The 18,363-nt window shown below is 50.9% G+C and carries 15 protein-coding genes; 4 read left to right on the plus strand and 11 right to left on the minus strand.

Features of this window, described 5'->3' with window-relative positions; genetic code table 11:
- The first annotated feature begins 654 nt into the window (after positions 1-654).
- Together IPN95_18205 and IPN95_18210 are read left to right on the plus strand one after the other, a co-directional pair.
- Complete coding sequence (locus IPN95_18205; protein ID MBK9451300.1) at positions 655-2,124, plus strand: RtcB family protein; 1,470 nt, start codon at positions 655-657, stop codon at positions 2,122-2,124.
- Between the two features lie 90 nt (positions 2,125-2,214).
- On the plus strand, positions 2,215-2,724 hold the full coding sequence (locus IPN95_18210) for an SET domain-containing protein-lysine N-methyltransferase (protein MBK9451301.1): 510 nt from the start codon (positions 2,215-2,217) through the stop codon (positions 2,722-2,724).
- A gap of 122 nt (positions 2,725-2,846) precedes the next feature.
- On the opposite strand, the gene IPN95_18215 is transcribed toward IPN95_18210, so the two are convergent.
- The gene (locus IPN95_18215) at positions 2,847-4,505 is read right to left on the minus strand and encodes a hypothetical protein (protein ID MBK9451302.1); all 1,659 of its coding nucleotides are present in this window, start codon (positions 4,503-4,505) and stop codon (positions 2,847-2,849) included.
- 499 nt (positions 4,506-5,004) lie between these two features.
- On the opposite strand from IPN95_18215, the gene IPN95_18220 reads away from it, so the two are divergent.
- Entirely contained in the window at positions 5,005-6,174 is a 1,170-nt protein-coding gene (locus IPN95_18220; protein MBK9451303.1) for a SpoIID/LytB domain-containing protein, read from the plus strand.
- A 65-nt stretch (positions 6,175-6,239) separates the two neighbouring features.
- Here the strand turns inward: IPN95_18220 and IPN95_18225 are convergent, their stop codons facing one another.
- The 8 genes from IPN95_18225 to IPN95_18260 all read right to left on the minus strand — a co-directional run bounded on the left by IPN95_18225 (position 6,240) and on the right by IPN95_18260 (position 13,436).
- Positions 6,240-6,932, minus strand: coding sequence for an alpha/beta hydrolase (locus IPN95_18225; GenBank protein ID MBK9451304.1), 693 nt, complete (start codon positions 6,930-6,932; stop codon positions 6,240-6,242).
- Positions 6,925-7,866 carry a bifunctional riboflavin kinase/FAD synthetase gene (locus IPN95_18230; protein ID MBK9451305.1) on the minus strand — a complete coding sequence of 314 codons (942 nt, stop codon included), beginning with the start codon at positions 7,864-7,866 and terminating at the stop codon, positions 6,925-6,927. Before IPN95_18230 ends, IPN95_18225 begins: the two co-directional genes overlap by 8 nt.
- 157 nt (positions 7,867-8,023) lie before the next feature.
- Positions 8,024-8,710, minus strand: coding sequence for a tRNA pseudouridine(55) synthase TruB (gene truB, locus IPN95_18235; protein ID MBK9451306.1), 687 nt, complete (start codon positions 8,708-8,710; stop codon positions 8,024-8,026).
- Positions 8,711-8,914: 204 nt separating this feature from the next.
- Entirely contained in the window at positions 8,915-9,175 is a 261-nt protein-coding gene (locus IPN95_18240; GenBank protein MBK9451307.1) for a hypothetical protein, read from the minus strand.
- Between the two features lie 12 nt (positions 9,176-9,187).
- Positions 9,188-10,099 carry a hypothetical protein gene (locus IPN95_18245; protein MBK9451308.1) on the minus strand — a complete coding sequence of 304 codons (912 nt, stop codon included), beginning with the start codon at positions 10,097-10,099 and terminating at the stop codon, positions 9,188-9,190.
- A 111-nt stretch (positions 10,100-10,210) separates the two neighbouring features.
- Positions 10,211-10,618: an energy transducer TonB gene (locus IPN95_18250; GenBank protein ID MBK9451309.1), complete on the minus strand. Its 408-nt coding sequence runs from the start codon at positions 10,616-10,618 to the stop codon at positions 10,211-10,213.
- Positions 10,619-10,710: 92 nt separating this feature from the next.
- A complete protein-coding gene (locus IPN95_18255; GenBank protein MBK9451310.1) occupies positions 10,711-12,279 on the minus strand; it encodes a tetratricopeptide repeat protein in 1,569 nt (522 codons plus the stop codon).
- 299 nt (positions 12,280-12,578) lie between these two features.
- Positions 12,579-13,436, minus strand: a complete 858-nt coding sequence (locus tag IPN95_18260) for a TIGR02452 family protein (GenBank protein MBK9451311.1) — start codon at positions 13,434-13,436, stop codon at positions 12,579-12,581.
- Positions 13,437-13,853: 417 nt separating this feature from the next.
- Between IPN95_18260 and IPN95_18265 the strand changes: the two genes are divergently transcribed.
- Positions 13,854-15,803 carry a DEAD/DEAH box helicase gene (locus IPN95_18265; GenBank protein ID MBK9451312.1) on the plus strand — a complete coding sequence of 650 codons (1,950 nt, stop codon included), beginning with the start codon at positions 13,854-13,856 and terminating at the stop codon, positions 15,801-15,803.
- 11 nt (positions 15,804-15,814) lie between these two features.
- Here IPN95_18265 and IPN95_18270 read toward each other — a convergent pair whose 3' ends face one another.
- The gene (locus tag IPN95_18270; GenBank protein ID MBK9451313.1) at positions 15,815-16,762 is read right to left on the minus strand and encodes a polysaccharide deacetylase family protein; all 948 of its coding nucleotides are present in this window, start codon (positions 16,760-16,762) and stop codon (positions 15,815-15,817) included.
- Positions 16,749-18,363, minus strand: a 1,615-nt coding sequence (locus tag IPN95_18275) for a hypothetical protein (protein MBK9451314.1), incomplete at its 5' end; no start/stop codon positions are given. The genes IPN95_18270 and IPN95_18275, both read right to left, overlap by 14 nt.

Here is an 18,363-nt window from a genome sequence, read left to right on the forward strand (position 1 = left end):
GGAAGCGTCATGCTTGCTTGTTGGCCAAACCATTTCCCGATTTTAACGGCCAAAACCTGACGTTTTATCCGGGATATGAACGTTTTTGTCAAAACTGTGTAAAAAATTTGTTCGTTGATCAAAACAGATCTCTAATTTTGCAACGTTGACCTAAGACTGATTTTTGAACGCTTTGCACTGCGAATGATGGATGCAACGCAGATTTTCGAAAGAAAATTTGTTTCCATCAGTAAAGTGCAATTGTTGACTGACTGAAAAGACCCTGCCGTTTGGTGGGGTCTTTTTGGCTCCGGACCTTTCGTTTCATAGAACCATTCGCGCAGTTCCCGCACAATTCTGCACCGTTGAAGCCGCCGAATGCAAGGTATGGCAACCAACACTTACTTTTGCGTCAGAATCAATGGTTGATTCGAATTCATCCGCAAGAAAATGCGCCGCCTCCAACATATCGCAAACGGCATTGCCTGAGGGCAGTCGAAAAGCTCGGTAGCTCCGGTTTTGGGATTGTTTTTGCCCTTTCCGTTCCATTCCCAGTTTGTTCGCGCTGCCAATTCAGGTAAAACGCGATCGATTTTTTTGGATGCTGTCTTCGAATCAAATTCGGCTAATCCTTTCCAAATCATCGGAATTATTCATTTTTGACTTCGGGAATTGATGGCTTTCGTCGATTTCAGCACCTTCACAGGTGTCCGAAGCCATTTTCAACCATTCGATTTTTTTCAATTGAAACAGATTAAAAGCAAAGACCTTGTCCGTCTGGGCCTCGAGAAAGGGAGCCTCGCCGGACTGGCACTGGATATTTTACGCAAGCACTACAAACACGGCGACCCCGCTGAAGGGATGGCGCTGCTGCAACAGCTGCTTGCAAACCCCGGGGAATTCGCTGAACACCCCATTTTCGGGCCGATCGCCCAAAAACTGCTGCCGCCGCCCGAGCCGGTTGCCGGGCAGAAATTCGCATTGCTCGACGCCTCCAAAGGCTACCGCACCTACGGAATCGAAGGGATCGATGCGGCCACTGTGGAGCAGATGGATCTGGCGATGCGGTTGCCGGTGACGCAGGCAGGTGCGCTCATGCCCGATGCGCATTTGGGGTACGGGCTACCGATCGGAGGCGTCCTCGCGACACGCGGCGTCGTGATTCCGTATGCTGTCGGCATGGACATCGGCTGTCGCATGTGCCTCACCGTCACGGACATGCCTGCGAGCGCGCTTAGCCGCGACCGCGACCGCCTGCGAAAGATCGTGCGGGAAAACAGCGCATTTGGCAAGGAGATTTTCACCGATCCCAGCGACGATGCCATCTTGGAGCGCCCCGAATTCGGGGAATTGCCCTTGCTGCGCGAATTGCAGGGCCTCGCTGCAAGACAAATCGGAAGCAGCGGTTCGGGGAACCACTTTGTCGAGCTGGGCATTGTCGAACTCGACGCCTATTCGCGGGATTTGGGGCTTGCAGCGGGAAGCTATCTGGGGATTCTCACGCATTCGGGATCGCGCGCCTTGGGCGCTACGGTTGCACAACACTATACCGACTTGGCGCGGCAATTGTGTCAGTTGCCCAAGCCGGCGAGCCATTTGGCTTGGTTGGACCTCGACAAATCCGAAGGGCAGGAATACTGGATGGCGATGAACTTGGCGGGTGATTTTGCCTCCGCTTGCCACCACGACATTCACCGCCGGATCTTGAAGGCCTTGGGGGCCGGGAGCCTGACCGTCGTCGAAAACCACCACAACTTCGCCTGGAAGGAGATTTTGCCGACAGGGGAGGAGGCGATCGTGCACCGCAAGGGCGCAACACCTGCCGCCCTCGGCGAACTGGGCGTCATCCCGGGCTCGATGTTGCATCCCGGTTTTGTCGTGCGCGGGAAGGGCAATCCTGCGAGTTTGAGCAGCGCAAGCCATGGTGCAGGTCGCAGGCTCAGCCGTACCAAGGCCACGAATAGCTTCACGCGCCACGCCATCGAAAAGCAACTTGCCAAGGCCGAAGTCACCTTGATCGGTGGCAGTCCGGAAGAAGCCCCGGATGCCTACAAAGACATCTTTGAGGTGATGGCCGCCCAAGCAGATTTGGTCGATGTGATTGCAAAGTTCTGGCCAAAAGTGGTGCGCATGGACAAGGGTTGAGACGGGCATAAACTTGATTCGAAGGAGGGAAATCAAATTTTCTCCAGAGGCTAAAGTTTGTAGTTTTGAGGTTCAATCCAAAGTTGTCTCATGAGTACATTGTTTAAGGTAGATCGGTCACCCATTGCAGGGAACGGGGTTTTTGCGCTGACAACCATCGCAAAGGGGCAACCCATTACGCTGATGACGGGCACATTTTGCACCGACGATGAGATCATTGCGCGTATCAAGGCTGGCGATGAAGTGGTTTCCGATCCATTGCAAATCGGCGATGCCGAATTCATCGACTTGGACGAAACGTCAAGATCATTCAATCACTCTTGCAACCCCAACGCTTACCTGCGGGGGCAGAATGAGATGATCGCCTTGCGTGAGATTCAGCCATTGGAGGAAATTACTTATGACTATTCTCCGACGATCAACTACAACGATGCAAAATTTGAAGAAGTTGGCATCGAAAAGTGGACTTGTAAGTGTGAATGCGGCGCTGTCAATTGCCGTGGAATCATCGATCAATTCAAAACCTTGCCGGAAGCGCGACGTGATTTTTACATCACCCATCGGTACCTGCAGGATTATATGCTGAGCATCTATCAATGACAGCCTGAGGTTTGTCGAAAGATCAAAAAAAATCCCGCCGGAGGCGCCGGCGGGAGATCTTTATACTGGCAAAAATTGCTTTGAGGCAGCATTCGCCAAAGAACGGGGGATACTTTTTGGAATCAGCCTTTGATCGTTGCGGGGATCACAAGCATCACACGCGGCATTTCCTCCTTGATTTCCTTTTTCTGGAAGTTGATGCGCTCGACCTCTTCGACTTCAAAGTAGATTCTTGATCCGGGATAGGCGGTCTTGAGTTCGCCTTGGTAGAGTTCCACAGGTACGCCTCTTTGAATTTCTGCCCCGGAATAGGTTTTGATGACTTTCGGCACGCCAATCATTCCTTCCTGATACATGAGCTTGACCGATTTGGCTTTGTAACGTGCGTCCAAAGGCAGGGTCTTCGCGAATTCGCCATCAGGGATGAGCTTGACGGTCACGGTCTGCCTTTTGTTCACGCCTGACATGCCATTGACTTCTTGTCCGTTGACAAAGAGCCCGATACGTGGTTGGCTCGGCTTCAGGACATTGTATTTCAAGTTGTCGATCTTGACACTCTGACCGTTGGTATTGGAATAAATCGACAGCGTGTAATCCTTTCCAGTCGGAACAATCGTGATTTCGCGCTTGCTCTTCGAACTTTTCAGGATATTCCCACCGCCCGTAGACTTGCTGAAGTCCGGATTATAGCTTTCGCCCAGGGCAGGCACATCGACATCGACGGTATTGCCACAATCCCTGTAAAGGATTTGCAGCGCCTTTGAACGGACGACCACCTCGGGTTTGCGCACCTTGAATTGGCCTTTGAGCGGAATCTCAATCATTTTTCCCTCGGCATCGGGAACTTTGATCATCGCCGTATAGTGCTGAATTCCTTCGGATTGACCTTCAGGAATCACGTTGCCATTCGCAGCGATCGTCATCGTGGCGGTGCTTCCTCCAGGGTCCATGCTCAAGCCCGAACCGACAAATTCCGGTTTGATGGACTTGGAAGCCACGCCGACCGCCAAACGGGTTTGGTACTTCATCCCAGCAGCGACATATTCCGAGGTCGGTGCTTCGAATGCAATCAAGGAGTCGATGGTGAACGTAAATCCTTTGACCAATTCCTTCGTTTGGTGGAGCAGTCCGCCTTGTACGTCGCGCACGTCCATTTTGAACTTTTCCATCAAAGCCATGTCGGCAATCACGGGCTTGCCGTGGAAGGTGAAATATTCCCAAGTTTTGTTTTTGCTCGATGCATCGCTCACCTTGGGATCATTGGCAGGGTCGAGGGCGAGCATCGAGAAGTGGTTTTGCTCATGCTTCGGATCCTGCTTCGCATAAAGCGCATTCGCCCATTTGACAAAGGACTCGAGTTTGGCGCGCAATTCAACCGCCTTGCCATTTCCATGTCCGCCGTTGCCGACATCGTCCGTTCCCAACCAAAACGAATAGTTCTTGGTGGTTTCATCCTTTTTCTGGATTTCGCCGGTAATGGGGTCTTTTTGGCCGATTTCCTCGAGGTTGGCAGTCACTTCGTCGATGTAGGAAATGACTTTGGTAGCCTCGGTATTGATCTCGGAAAGTGTCGGCTTAAAGGCACTGTATTTGGTAATGCCACTGCCTTCCTGTTTTTCAATGGTATTCAGGATGTCGCTCGTAAGCGATTGGTTTTGAGTGCCGTGTGCGCCGGCGGTCTCTCTCAGCGATGCCCGCAAACTTTCAAAAGCTTGCAAGATTTCTGCACTCACGTTCAGGGCCAGCATGGCCGTGAGCACGAGATACATCATGTTGATCATTTTTTGTCTGGGTGAAAGCGATGAACCAGCCATATTTTTTCTCCTTCTTTGAATACGTTAGAATTTCACGGAAACCTTGGTTGCGGTCAGGCACCTAGTTTTTGGGCAAGCAAAAGCTGATTGCGCATTCCCTGACGGGTCGCCTTGCCAAACCAAAACCTAGACGGATGCTTTTATTATTCTGCAGAAGACAAATCAACGCGGCCGTCGTCGCTCTATTTCCTGCATTCGAAGGCATAATGCGCGACACTCAAAAAAGATACACAGCTCTTCCAATAAAAGTTCCGAGTTCAGTAAATCGTGTTGATTTGTAGGGACTCTGAAGTGGTGGAGAGTTGAAAGTGGAGAGTTGAGAGTTCTGTTGGCTTCTCAATTCTCAATTCTCAATTCTCAATTCAAAAAAACCGCCTATTTCTCTAATCACTTTAACCGATGCTATGCAAATGACTGTGAATAATGGTCTTCCCTTTGCGGATGCGTCGGCTTACCTTTGCGCCCAATGCGCTGTAAATGGTTGCCGGGCCTGATTTTGCTCTGCTCCCTGATGGCTTTTCAGGCCAAGGGACAGATGTTGCGTGTCCACATTGCGCCGGCAGACAAACTCGAATCCTTTACTTATCAGGCACTAGGCGACGAAGTCGTCGTCATGACAGCCGATTCATTTCCGCGGAAAGTGACCGTTTTGCATACTTTGGAGAAGGTCGACGTCACCGTTGGGGCAGATGGGATCATGCTTGCGCAAGGCAGCAAAAAATTCGGGCCATTTGAGTCCCTGCATTTCTGGTGCAATGACGAAAAACCGCGTTTCAAACTGTTTTTGGACAAGGCGGCGATCGCATTTCGTACGTATCCCGACCATTTGCGCATCGAAACCGGACCACGTTATTTGGAGCTGGTCAACGAGGTTTTTGTCGAGACCTATATCAAAGGCGTGATTCATGCCGAGGCAGGGCACCATAAATCCTTGGATTTTTTCAAGGTACAGGCCTTGAGTGCACGCACCTACGCCCTGCGCAACATCGGCCGGCACAGCAATCACGGCTACGACCTCTGCGACAATACCCATTGCCAAGCCTACAAAGGTGAGTACCTCAACAGTCCGCTGATTGATCAAGCCGTGGCTGAAACTGCAGGCGAAGTCATCGTTTTTGAGGACAATCAGCTCATCGAGGCCGTCTTTTCAGCGAATTGCGGCGGATTTACAGCCAACAGCGAAGACGTTTGGGTCGCGAATGTCAACTATCTGCGCGCAATGCCCGATTACAATTTCTGCGAAGGTTTTGACAACCACGCTTGGCATATCACCATTCCGAAATTGGATTTTCTGGCCAAAATGGGACGCTACCTCAACATTGAAGCGGTGAGTTTCGACATCATTCCCGACATCAGCGGCCGTGTAAAACGGGTTCTTGTCAACGGCGAAAGCAAATATGTGATCTCCGGAGAGGAACTTCGCAGGCTGTTCAAACTCAAGAGTTCCAAGTTTCATGTCTTTGATTCGCAGAGCCTTTTGTTCATCGAAGGTTCGGGATTCGGGCACGGCGTGGGCATGTGCCAAGACGGCGCCTATTACCTGAGCGAAACGGGAATGGATTACCACCGCATCCTCAAACATTATTACCAAGGCGTTGACATTCTGAACATCGACAAGGTCAAGAACCTTTGGTGAATGTAAGGCCTCGGTTTTGTACCAATTTGCCTTGTCCGTTCAACTCTTCCGGCCTCACAACGTCCTTACAAAAACCATTCCTTCACCACACCGACAATTCGCTCGACATTGATCTTTTCAATCGGATGCGGCGTATTGGGCATCACGAAAAGTTCGGCGTTGGGCAATAGGCGATAGGCGGCAATCGTTTCTTCGAGCGTCACCATCGTGTCGCGGTCGCCGATGCCGATTCTGACGGGATTTGAATTTTTGGGAAAGTCTTCGTTCGCAAGGGCAGGTGCATTTCCCAAGCCGATCATCATCTCGGCGGTGCGGCTGAGGTGCTGCTGCCAATCGTTGCCATGGTGCCGTGTCTCGAGCATCTGCGCGAATTTGGGCACTTTTTCGAGGATGGTCGCCACATCGAGCATCTTCACTTCCTTGGCTGCGCCTTCGGGTGTCCAAGCGAGCTTGGTCGCAAACGTGAAGATCTTGCCCAGCAATTCAGGTTTGCGCAGGGCCAAATACAGCGCGACATAGCCGCCCATCGAGTAGCCGAAGACATGCGGCTGCTGCAATCCGTTTTCAAGGATGTACCGCTCCAAATTCTCGGCAAAATGCGAGATAGCAAAGGGGCGATCAGCAAATGTCTGAGCGCCATGGCCTTCAAAATCAAGGCTATGTACCTCGAAGGCATCCGCCAGCAACGGAAGCCATGGGGTAAATTGCGATTGGGCACCAAGCGCACCGTGCAAGAGGATCAGTTGGGGTTTAGCCATTTCGTTTTTCGATCAAAGCCAATGAAGCGTCCCGGTCGCGGTGCAGCGCATCCACCAATTCGTCGAGGCTTGCAAATTTCACATCGGGCCGGATCCAATCCAGAAATTCAACGCGGACGGATTTTCCGTAGATGTTTTGGTCAAAATTGAAAAGATGAATTTCGATTCCAAGCGGAAAATGGTCGCCGACGGTCGGCTTTTTCCCGATGTTGAGCATCCCGAAATGCGCTTCGCCGCCGACCCACAAGCGGGCGAGGTACACACCTTCGCCGGGAATGAGCTTGTGTGGATCATCAGGCAAGATATTGGCGGTCGGATAGCCGATGGTGCGTCCGAGTTTCTCGCCTTCGACAACCGTCCCGCGGATGCCGTAATCATAGCCAAGAAAGCGGCTTGCCGTGGCAATATCGCCCGACAACAAGGCTTGCCGGATTTTGGTGCTGCTCACATTGGCATTGTCGATTTGCTCGGCTGGAATTTCTTCGACCTCAAAGCCATACAATTCGGCTCCGGCTTGCAATTCCTTGAGTCCTCCGCTGCGATTTTTACCAAAATGATGGTCGTAGCCAATCACGATGCGCTTGATGCCCACGGTTTGAATGAGCACCTGTGAGATGAATTCCTGCGAATCCTGCTCGGCAAATTCACGGGTAAATGGAATCAGGAGGAGCTTGTCGATCCCAAATGCATCCAAGGCTGCGATCTTCTCCTCGATGGCTTGCAACATGCGCAGGGATTTGTCTTCGGGCTGCAACACAAGTCTAGGATGCGGGTGGAAAGAGATGACCACGCTTTCCCCGTCAACCTCCTTTGCTGCATCCAAAAGGCGTCCCAAAATCTTTTGATGCCCCAGGTGCACCCCATCAAATGTGCCGATGGTCGCCGTGGCATTGTGTCCGCGGTCAAAGCCATCCAAGCTCCGAAAAACTTTCATCTTGGCAAATTTACTGCGAATCGGGAATAATCAAAGATGAGTGAAGGCGACGATTGGCGAAGTGGGCGCTATCAGCGGTTGGTGTGAGCGCTGCAGAAAAGCGAAGGGGGCGCTATCAGCGGATGGTGTGAGCGCCCCCTTCCCAAAACCCAATCGGCTAAACCTGCTGCGCAAGCATGGCCTGCAAACCCTCGATGGTGAAGGCGTCTTCGACGCGGAAGTCACCGATACGCGTGCGGCGCAACTCGAGGATGTACGCTCCTACGCCCAGCACCTGCCCGAGGTCATGTACGAGCGTGCGGATGTATGTACCCTTGCTGCAACGTATGCGTGCCGAGGCCCGTGCGGGGGAATCGACCGTTTGCGGATGAAAATCCAACAATTGGTAGTCGTAGACGGTAATGGTGCGCGGTTTGATGTCGACGGTTTTACCAGCACGTGCCGCTGCATAGGCGCGCTGACCATCAACTTTGACCGCGGAAAACTGCGGTGGCAATTGACTGATTTCGCCTTTGAATCCTATAATGGCGGATTCGATCATATCGCGGGTGATGTGCGCAGCGTCACAAATGTTTTCCGCATCAAATTCGGCGTCATAGCTTGGTGTGGTGGCACCTAGCCTGAATTCGACCAGATATTCTTTTTCCTGTGCCTGAATGCTGTCGATCGTTTTGGTCATCTTGCCCGAACAGAGAATCAGCAGTCCGGTGGCCAAGGGATCAAGCGTGCCGGCATGGCCCACTTTTTTGGTTTTGATCAGCCACCGCACTTTCTTGACGACATCAAACGACGTCCAGCCCTTGGCCTTGTCGATCAAGATTACTTCGCCGGCAACAAAATCCATGGGGGAGTGAAAAGTTATAAGTGAAAAGTGAAAAGTGAAAAGTCTTTGGAGGTCGTTGTGGGGAGATCAATAGATGGTTTTCAGGATTGACTTTTCATCATCCATCTCACCGACAAACGCATGTGGAAACCAATGGGAAATTGTAAAAGTGATTGTGAATCAGCCTAATCGGCAACTTTTCACTTTTCGTTCTTCACTTTTAACTTAGTTGTAGCTTTCCTTGGAATATTTGTCGTTTGCTTCGGCTGTGGTGTCTGCAGCTGCTGATTTGCGGCCTTTGGCCACGATTCCCCAGATGATCACGGCATGACCTGCCATGATGAGCGGCGGCGAAACATACAACGACAAAGAAAACTGTGTGGCGTCGATGAAGTCCTCGGTGCTCATGAGCAAATAGCCCAAGGCAATAAGGAAAAGGCCACCAACGATGATGAGAATATTGAGGTTTTTGAGTGGATTTTGCATCGCGAATTCAAGTTACATCAACTGATCGAGGTCCTTGTTTAAGAAGCGTGTGACCGCCCAAGTACTGCTCAACCAGCCTAAAAACGTGCCGAAGATAAGGATTCCTGAAGACAATAACAGGAATTCGTAGCGCATTAACATTTCTTGTGTCGAAAATCCCTCCATTTCGAATCCGCCGAGGCCCAAGTCCATGTACGAAAATGCATAGACCAATCCGATCAGCATGATGTCTGCCAACAATGCTCCCAACATGCCTTGCAGGATGCCCATGCGCACAAATGGCCACCGGATGAATCCCGCTGTAGCGCCGATCAATTGCATTGACCTGATCATCAGGCGCTTGCCGTAGATCGCGAGTCGGATGGTATTGTTGACAATGTAAAAGGCGATCAGCGTGACAATGATCCCGATGATCGCTCCGAATTTGATGAAGCCATACGTGTTGGCACGCAATTGCTCGATTTCAGTCATCGGATAGGTGACATCTTGGACGGGCAGAATGGTTTGCTCCTCCAAAATCCGTTGGACTTCGGCCACGCCTTCGGTGGTAATCCAATCAAATTTCAGCTTGACGTTGTAACTCGCCGGAAACGGATTCAAACCATCCATGATTTCCATGAATTCGGTGCCGTTTTCCTGTTGCCAGGTTTTGCTTGCCTCGTCTTTGGAGATGAAACGCATTTCCTTCACGAATTCCTGCTTCCTCAGAAACATTTGGAAGGCAAGCCGCTTGTCTTCGGCGACATGGTCGGGGAGTTCGACAAAAACTTCAAAGTTTTCCTGCGAATAAACGAAGAGAATGTGGCTGTAAATGGCTCCTGCTGCGAATATGTTCAGAAAAAACAAGACCAACGAAATCGTAAACAGCGACCCCCAAAAGGTGCTTCTCGTTCTGGATTTGAGAAAATTCTTGTTCCGCGCCATTCAGTCAAGCAATTCTAATGCAGGCAAAGCAAAAGCCTAAGGTGGTCAAAGCACTGCCTAAACGGCAAAGTAAAGCAAGCCAATGCTGGATTAATGCACATGTCCGGATGCTCAGTCGTATATTCTGAACAGTACCGGCAACATCATTTGTTGCCTGACCGGCTTCCCGTTCTGAATGGCAGGCGCAAATTTGGTCTCGCGGATGAGGCGTTCGGCTTCTTCCTTGGTGCCGCCGCCCAAGTCTTTCATCGCCCGGATATCGGTAGTGGTGCTGTCTGGGAGCACCACAAATGCCACCATGATATCGCCGGTAATTCGCTTTTCCTTGGCTTCTGCGGGGTATTTCATCCGTTTGGCGAGGCTTTGGTACAGCGCAGTGTTGCCACCTGGGTATTCGGCTTCCTGGGTCATTTTGACCGCATAGTTGCGGTGTAGGCTGTCTGGACGGACGGTTTGCGCCATCGCATTTGTCGTTAACACCGCAGTCAACGCAAAAAAGCCAATGAAAATCTTGAGCATGTTGAGATCAATTAAGGTAACCAACGAAAGTTACGAGTTCCAAGCAAATTTTGGTCCTAAAATGATGTCCATTCCGACGTAATCGGTCCGCACTACTTGATACAAGGATTTTTCGTCATTTTTCCCATGTATTTCGGCGCTTCTTGCGCTTGCTTCACGGGAACCATCGATTCCAAATCCAATGTTTTTTTCAAATAGGTGTAGGCTTCGCAAAGTTTGTTGAGCTTGAAGTAAGTGATCCCGGCTTTTTCATGGGCCAACACATGCTTGGGCGTCCATTTGATGGCTTCCAAGAAGTCAGGAATGGCCTTTTCAAACATATCTTGCTCAAAATAACAGAGTCCGCGGGTGAAGTAGGCCGCGGTGTAGGCTTCCGAAGTGCCTTCATCCATTTTCATCGCGTGGTTGAACTTCGCGATGGCCTGATCATACATTTTGCGGTCGTAGTAATACTCTCCGAGGCTCACATGTGACATCACGATATCAGGTTCCACCTCGATGGCCTTCTCCAAATCGGCCAAGGCCTTGTCATATTCTTTGAGCTCCAAGTAGCCATAACCGCGGTTGTTGTAGAGCAGGCCGACATCGGGATTGTTCTTGATCCCGCGCGAATAAGCGTCAATCGCCCGGTAAGGCTGACCGAGATTGTCATAGCAAAAGCCCAGATTCACCCATCCAAATTGCAAATCCGGCCGCAGCGCAAATGCCTTTTCATACGCCTGCGCTCCTTCTGACCAGTTTTTTTGAAAGGTCTGCAACTGCCCGATTTCATGCCAAGCGCGGTATTCATTCGGCAAAATCGTGGTCGCATGCTTGTAGTCACCCAATGCGCGCTGATAATCTTTCAAGGCGTAGTAGGCGCCACCACGAGACATATAGATTTCATAAATGTCTTTGCGATGCTTGTTCATGTACTCGCGGTCGTCCTTCATCAAGGCTTCGTAGAGTTTCATGCCCCGGGTATGGTAGTCGATGGCGGTGAGATAGTCTTCGTTCCTGAAGAACAGGTTCCCGATGTTGGAAAGCGACAACGGATCCTCAGGCTTGTAGTTGATTTTAGTCTTAATGAGTTCAATTCCTTCCTGATTCTTGCCCATTTTGATGAGCGTATAGGCCTTCCGCTCAAGGAGGAATTCATTTGTCGGGTCAAATGAAAGTGCTTTGTCGCAGTCTGCAATGACCTTTTCATATTCCTTGGTCAGAACGTAGGCGTAGGAGCGGTTGCTGTAGCCCATGCCGCTGTTTGGCTTGAGCGTGATGTATTTGGTAAAGGATGTGACGGCGTCTTCGGGTTTGTCCAACAGGATTTGGCACCAACCTTTGGCATTCCAGGCCTCCGAATTGTCGTCACGACTCTGAACAGCTTTGTCGGCAAATTCAAGGCCTTGGTTGTATTTTTCGAGACGGTAGTTGCACCAAGCGAGGCTGCTGTACAAAAAGGAGGCGTCCAAATTGCCCTTTGCGGTGAGGCCGGCAGTGAAATCCTTGGTCGCCTTTTCATACCGTTCCAGACCGTAGTAGGCCCATCCGCGGAAATAATAAACCCAATTGTCCTGACGCTCAAGCTCTAGCGCCTTGGTGAAGTACTCGACTTTGCGGTTGTTGTCCTCTTCTTCTACGCCTTTGTCGTACCAAGATGCCTGTGAAAAGCCGAAGCTCACAGTACCCAAACACAAGACGAAAAGAAGCAATACCCCCCGATGAAAAAAGTGATTCTGCATAAAACGGTTGAACGCGTTAAAGTAAAAATAGGCATCTGCCAACACAGGCCAAAACGTCAAAAAACGCTTCTCTGTGGGTAAGCAGGGCCAAATTTCTCCTTAGCAATATAGCTGCAAGGCAAAACGCCCGTCAGCCACCTTAATTCTACGTTTCCAACGCAAGAATGGTTGAGTACAGAATTGGACAGCTGATGTGGGAAAAAAGGGAGTGATGCCTGAGATTGGGGCAAAAATTCGGATCAACCCCAAGCCATATTTGCAAACGCTTTCCAGTTGGCCATTGAACTTCCTCCGGACGGAATGGAGAAGGCAACTTGACTGAATGCCCGTGAGTAGGGAGCACCTGCGCGCAGGAATCCTGCAAAAATCTCGGCAACTTCTTCTGGATCATTGGCAAATACGCCGCAACCCCAGGCTCCCAATACGAGGTTTTCGACGCCTTGTGCGACTGCCAAGGCAAGCACTTTTTCGGCGCGGGAAACCATGACCGACTTTATTTCAGAGGCTTTTTGAGGCTCATTCTGTCGAATGCAGCCTGCGTTCACCGCCGGAGCGGTGATGATGGAGGCACAGTAGGGCGATTCCAGCAGGGCATCCATATCATCTCGGAAAATCGGAACTTGCGGGGACCAGATCATGTAATCAGAGTAGAGGCAGGTGCCGGTCTTGCGGTTAAATTCGTAGTATTCCGGCTTTCGTAACAAGCTCGCGTAGAGCCCGCTTGCACGCGACAAGGCTTCTTCTTGCGCTTGGCTTCCTCCAAGAAAGCCGCCTCCGGGATTTTTTGCAGAGGCAAAGTTCAGACAGGCAACGTTTTCCAGCTTCTGATCCACCACCCATCTTTGGCAGGTGCGAAACGTCGTTTCTGCAAAAACACTGATCGTCACGGGCTTGCCTTGTGGACGCCGATAAACTTTTTGCTGGACCTCCGTCATCAGATTCGGCCATGCATCCGGTCGAATGACCTCGGTGTCCTTCAGGCAGGCTTCCAAGGACTTTTCAATCGAAATCTTCTTTCCTGAAGCAGTAGAATAGGTTTTGCGTTTCAGAATTTCAACGGTTTGTTCGGCAATTTTTGCTCTATCTGTGCGTGACATTTGTAGTTGATGTTTTGTTTCGCTGCGAATATCGGAATGCAGTGTTCTCATACGCCAACTCGGGGTTTGAACGGCCATTTTTGCAACGTGATCGGCTCGAAGGTCACTTGAACGCTCCAAGGACCAGGCGAATCGATTCACCAACATTGGAATTGCTAACGATCCAAAGCCGTCAGGTTGGCAGAATTGTTGGATAGTCAGCCCGGTATGGCGGGAAAGCCGTTGAACGCAAAGCGTACTCCAAGATCCCCAGAATCAGCACACCAATTGGTTCCAAAGGCTGCAAGCTAAACCAACTTTCAACTTTCCACTCTCCACTCTCCATAAATCAGAACCGGCGTTGATTCTGAACGTTAGCGATTGCCCTCTGAACTCTGAACTCAACATTCTACATTGATTTCGTAGCTTTGCAGTCTCATGAGTAAAGGATTTCAACGATATCAGCTCGAAGACCGTGTGTTGGAGGCGCTGACGAATATTGGCTTCAAGAAGCCGACCGAAGTACAAGAGCAGGTGATTCCGCTGATTTTGCAACGGCGCAACGTCGTCGTCGAGGCAGCTACCGGCACCGGAAAAACCGCCGCCTATGGCCTTCCATTGCTTTCACGCATCGATTATACCAAACGCAGCACCCAGGTTTTGGTGCTCGCGCCCAGCCGCGAATTGGCCTTGCAGGTGGAAACCGCCCTGAGGTCCTTTACGACCCACGTCAAATTCCGCGTGGCCAGCGTCTACGGCGGCATGAGCCTCGCCGAAAGCGAAAAGAAAATCAAATCTTCGCCCCATATCCTCGTTGCCGTCCCCGGACGGCTCAAAGATGCCCTTAGAGGCGGCAAACTCGACTTTTTTTGGCGCGACATCAAATACCTCGTCATCGACGAGGCCGACAAACTCCTCGAATTGGGTTTTCAGGAAATCCTCGACAACCTCGTCAGCCACCTCCGCAACATGGTGCAAGTCGCGCTGTTTTCGGCTACGATTTCAGAAGACGTCGAAGAGCTCATCCGCGAACGGTTTGCGCCATTGCAGGTCGTGCGCCTGAGTCCGCAGGAGGCTTTGCGCAACATCTTTTTCCACTATGTGGTGGTCGATCAGGGGCAAAAGCAGCGGTTTTTGGCCGGTGTGATCTTAAATCAGAAGATCAAGCAGGCTTTGATTTTCACCCCGAATCGTGACGAAGTCTATGAAGTGGCCAACTACCTGCGTTCGTTGGGGCTTAAGGCGGAGGCTTACCACGGTCTGCTCGACCAAGTCGAACGAGCAGCGGTGATGAAGCGCTTCAAACGCAAGCAGGTCAACTTTTTGGTGGCGACCGACTTGGCCGCCCGCGGCTTGGATGTGGAGGCTTTGCCCGCTGTCATCAACTATGCATTTCCAGAGGACATTGAGGTCTATATTCACCGCTGCGGACGTACGGGCCGCGCCGGGAAAAAGGGAGCGGTTTACAACCTTGTCGCTTCCAAAGGCGAGGAATTGACGGTTCAAAATTTCCATACCGAGTTGGGTATCGCCCTCAAAGGCTTTATCATTCAGCCGATTGACAAAAACGCAGCCAAATCCGTCGACAACAAATTGATGAAAGTCCATTTGAGCCGAGGCAAACGCGACAAAATCGCTGCCGGTGATATCGTGGGCTACTTGGTCAATGAAACGGGAGTTGAAGCCGACAAAATCGGAACGATTGCAGTTTATGATACCTATACCTTGGTCGATCTCCCCGAATGGGCTTTTGAGATCATCGAGGCTGCTGACGAAGCCAAGTTGAAAGGCAAATCTGTCAAGGCGACCAAATACTCGTTGGACGATCAGAAAAACCGTTCGGAGGCATTGCGCAAAAGCCAAATCGGGGTTGCTGACAAACGCAAGCTCGAAGAAAAGGCGGCGCGTCGGGTCAAAGATGCTGCGAAAAAGGTCCCTGAAATGCCACTGACGCGCACCAAAGGTGGAGCCGTGGCCAAGGGGAAAGCTGAAGGTTCGGAAGAATCGGCCCCGATCAAAAACAAACCGCGTCCATCCAAAAAGGAAGTCGAAAAATCCGAAAAATCCGGAAAATCGGCATCGGGTCGGTCAGGAGCAGGGAAGTCGCCTTCGGCACGTGCAGGAGCGGGCAAGTCGCCTGCGGCCGGTATGGGCGCAAGCAAAGGCAAAGGAAAGTCGCCTTCGGCGGGCGTCGGTACGGGCAAGGGCAGGGGCAAATCGCCTTCGGCGAATGTGAGTGCCGGCAAGGGCAAGGCAACGAAAACTTCTGCCCCGAATCCTACGCGTCGTTCTGCTGCGAAGTCAGGGACTTTGACCAAACCGCCAAAGCCAAGGGTGGAGAATACTTCCCGCGACATGCCCAAAAGGCCGAAGCGCAGCAGGGACTGATTTCCCGAAAACTATTGCTTTTGTAAGGCGCGAAGCAAACGCTCCGCCTCATATTCACTGTCCTCCGCCGGATAGCGCAGGTTCTTTGCATGCTTTTCCTGCGCCTCTGCCAGTCCCCAGATGATGCCTTCTCCTGCGGGGACAATGGCTGGCTGTTCCCGGTAAATCGGATCCTTGTAAGCATCCAACGTCTGATGAAAGGCCCAGCCTTTGGCCGTTAGACTGCGAATCACGTCGTCTAAAAATAGCGCATTCAGCAGGTTATGGTGGAGCAATAATACATGTTGTACCTTGCGTCCCGTAAGCAAAACCGCCAACGAATCGTAATAATTCGCCCGTTCCAGAATATGGGAAACGTAAAATTCCTTGTAGGGTCGCGGATCCAAATACGGATTTTTGCGCAGGCTGTCGCAGAGCATTTGGTCCACATACCAATCGCTTGCGTCGATCGATACATATCCATTCCGATAGCCATGATTTTCCAGGATTTGCCGCATCGAATCCCGTTTTTCTGCAGAAAAACCTTCCTTCAAAAATGGAAACCTGAAAAGCTTGGTTGCATTGGCAAATGCCGTAATGAAGCTGTCGCAGCTGACCAATTCCTGCTCAAATTGGGCCGCGGTCGCCTTTTTTGAGCCAAAATTGGGATGCGTTGCCGAATGGTTGGCAATGGCATGACCCGCCTTGGCCCAGCTACTGACCAAAGCGCGTCCGCGCGGATCGTCGACTTTGTTTCGGCAGACAAAAAGGACCGTTTTCAAATCATGAAAAGCCAAGGTTTGCAGGATTTTCTGGTTGCGTTCCTGCCAAATCATTGAGGGGCTTGCAGCTGTATTGGGATCGTCGAAGCTCAACGCGATCACCCCCTGGGCGTGGCACAGTGTGAGAGGGAGTGCGAGTGTGAAAAAAATGATGAGGTGGCGGAGATTTTTCAACGGATCGGGACTATTTGAGGGCATTTTCCAGCATTGATGCAAATTTGCGATGACCGGCATCGTTGAAGTGACCGCCGCGTTGGGTATAATCTTTGGGGTCCAGATCCATCGGAATCACGACCTTCATTCCTTCGAAGACATCCGGGTACCGATTCAGAATTGTTCCAGCATCCTCGGGGTTTTCCGGAATCACCGCGACAATGCATTGAGCGCCATATTGTTGTGCCACATTCTGGATCGCACGAAGGTATTCGCCTGTAACCGGTCGTTGCCGTATTTGCGGTTCACAGCGTTTCCAATAGTCACTGTTTGGACGCTGAAATGGAATAATGTTAGCCGCGCGAAGCATCCGCCAAAACATGGTTCCAATCGATGTTTGGGAGCAAAATTGATTGAATCCATTGGACGCTCCTTCAGCCGGGATTTTTTGTTCGGCTTTTACAAAAGCATACGCTGAATCGGCGCTGGGTAGCCATTCAGTACCTGGATATGCCAGGATGACGCCTGCATTGGTGAGGTAAAAGGGTGTTTGAAAGGGCGCCAATGGTCGCTTGAAATGGAATATATCATTTCCCATATAAAGATTCACAACGACCACGTCTGGGCGGATGATCGGTACAAATTTGCGCGCTATGGCTTCATATTGAGCAGGATCTGTGGCGGAAATTCCTGAGTTGTAGATCGCAAAACCCTTAGGAATCAGCAAGTCTGAAAATGCACTGCTGAAATACATCGCCGAATGACCCCAAGTGAAGCTGTCACCTAACAGCAGGATTTTCCGCTTACGGGTGGAGTCATTGCGAAAAGGAATGCTTCGAAAGCCATCCGCATTGATTGGATTTTGAAGTTGGTCCAGGTAGGCTTGGTCCACCGGATCACGTAAGTTTGCAGGTAACTTCCGAATGCTGTCCAAATAGGCGCTGTAGCCATTTTTTAGATCGCCACGGAGGATCGCCAAATGGTCTTGTTGAATCCAATCCTCACCAAAATAAAGTGCATCGGGCCAAATCTTTGATATCTTGGGATCATTAAATCCAGTCAATTGCCGTCGCAAACAATTGCGGGCAGAATCACTGTAAGCAAAGATTCCGTCTTCATTGGTGGAATAGGTTTGGTAGTGTTGCAAACTGTCAACATCAATGATCAACCGGTTTTGGTAAAGAAATCCTGGTTGAATACCCACATAGCGCAAGCCATTTTCCATGACGATCAGCGAAACAGCAAGGAGGATCACGATTTGCAAGAGCCTTGCGAGACGTGGAAACCTGTTTTTCCAGCGAGCGACCGTACCCTCTGGATCTGAAAAAACCAACGCGATAGCCAATAGCGCGACACAGATCGGAAGGTTTTGCCAAACCGTAAGCAAGAAGTTCCATGGCGGCTCCATCTCCAATCGAATATCCTTTGGAAGTTGCAAAAGCCCGAAAACAACCAAAGTCGTCGATGCGGCGATCTTTCCCTTTAGCGGACGTCCATTGATGTGCTGGGCACACAATAACGCGATGGCTGCCACGGCAACATGTGATCCGATGACCACCCATTGGATGTGGTCGGGCTCATTCCACAAAACGGTCATTAACCAAGCTCCCTTGCCCAACTGCAAAACCGCTGCCAATCGCAGTAAG

Source organism: Bacteroidota bacterium, from assembly GCA_016718825.1.
Taxonomy (GTDB): domain Bacteria; phylum Bacteroidota; class Bacteroidia; order J057; family JADKCL01; genus JADKCL01.

Excerpts from the sequence above, each read along its gene's own strand:
- IPN95_18270 (MBK9451313.1), bottom strand. The coding sequence starts at position 16,762 with ATGCCCTCAAATAGTCCCGATCCGTTGAAAAATCTCCGCCACCTCATC.
- IPN95_18265 (MBK9451312.1), top strand. The coding sequence starts at position 13,854 with ATGAGTAAAGGATTTCAACGATATCAGCTCGAAGACCGTGTGTTGGAG.
- IPN95_18240 (MBK9451307.1), bottom strand. The coding sequence starts at position 9,175 with ATGCAAAATCCACTCAAAAACCTCAATATTCTCATCATCGTTGGTGGC.
- IPN95_18245 (MBK9451308.1), bottom strand. The coding sequence starts at position 10,099 with ATGGCGCGGAACAAGAATTTTCTCAAATCCAGAACGAGAAGCACCTTT.
- IPN95_18230 (MBK9451305.1), bottom strand. The coding sequence starts at position 7,866 with ATGAAAGTTTTTCGGAGCTTGGATGGCTTTGACCGCGGACACAATGCC.
- IPN95_18225 (MBK9451304.1), bottom strand. The coding sequence starts at position 6,932 with ATGGCTAAACCCCAACTGATCCTCTTGCACGGTGCGCTTGGTGCCCAA.
- IPN95_18205 (MBK9451300.1), top strand. The coding sequence starts at position 655 with ATGGCTTTCGTCGATTTCAGCACCTTCACAGGTGTCCGAAGCCATTTT.
- IPN95_18260 (MBK9451311.1), bottom strand. The coding sequence starts at position 13,436 with ATGTCACGCACAGATAGAGCAAAAATTGCCGAACAAACCGTTGAAATT.
- IPN95_18220 (MBK9451303.1), top strand. The coding sequence starts at position 5,005 with ATGCGCTGTAAATGGTTGCCGGGCCTGATTTTGCTCTGCTCCCTGATG.
- IPN95_18250 (MBK9451309.1), bottom strand. The coding sequence starts at position 10,618 with ATGCTCAAGATTTTCATTGGCTTTTTTGCGTTGACTGCGGTGTTAACG.
- IPN95_18210 (MBK9451301.1), top strand. The coding sequence starts at position 2,215 with ATGAGTACATTGTTTAAGGTAGATCGGTCACCCATTGCAGGGAACGGG.
- IPN95_18215 (MBK9451302.1), bottom strand. The coding sequence starts at position 4,505 with ATGATCAACATGATGTATCTCGTGCTCACGGCCATGCTGGCCCTGAAC.
- truB (MBK9451306.1), bottom strand. The coding sequence starts at position 8,710 with ATGGATTTTGTTGCCGGCGAAGTAATCTTGATCGACAAGGCCAAGGGC.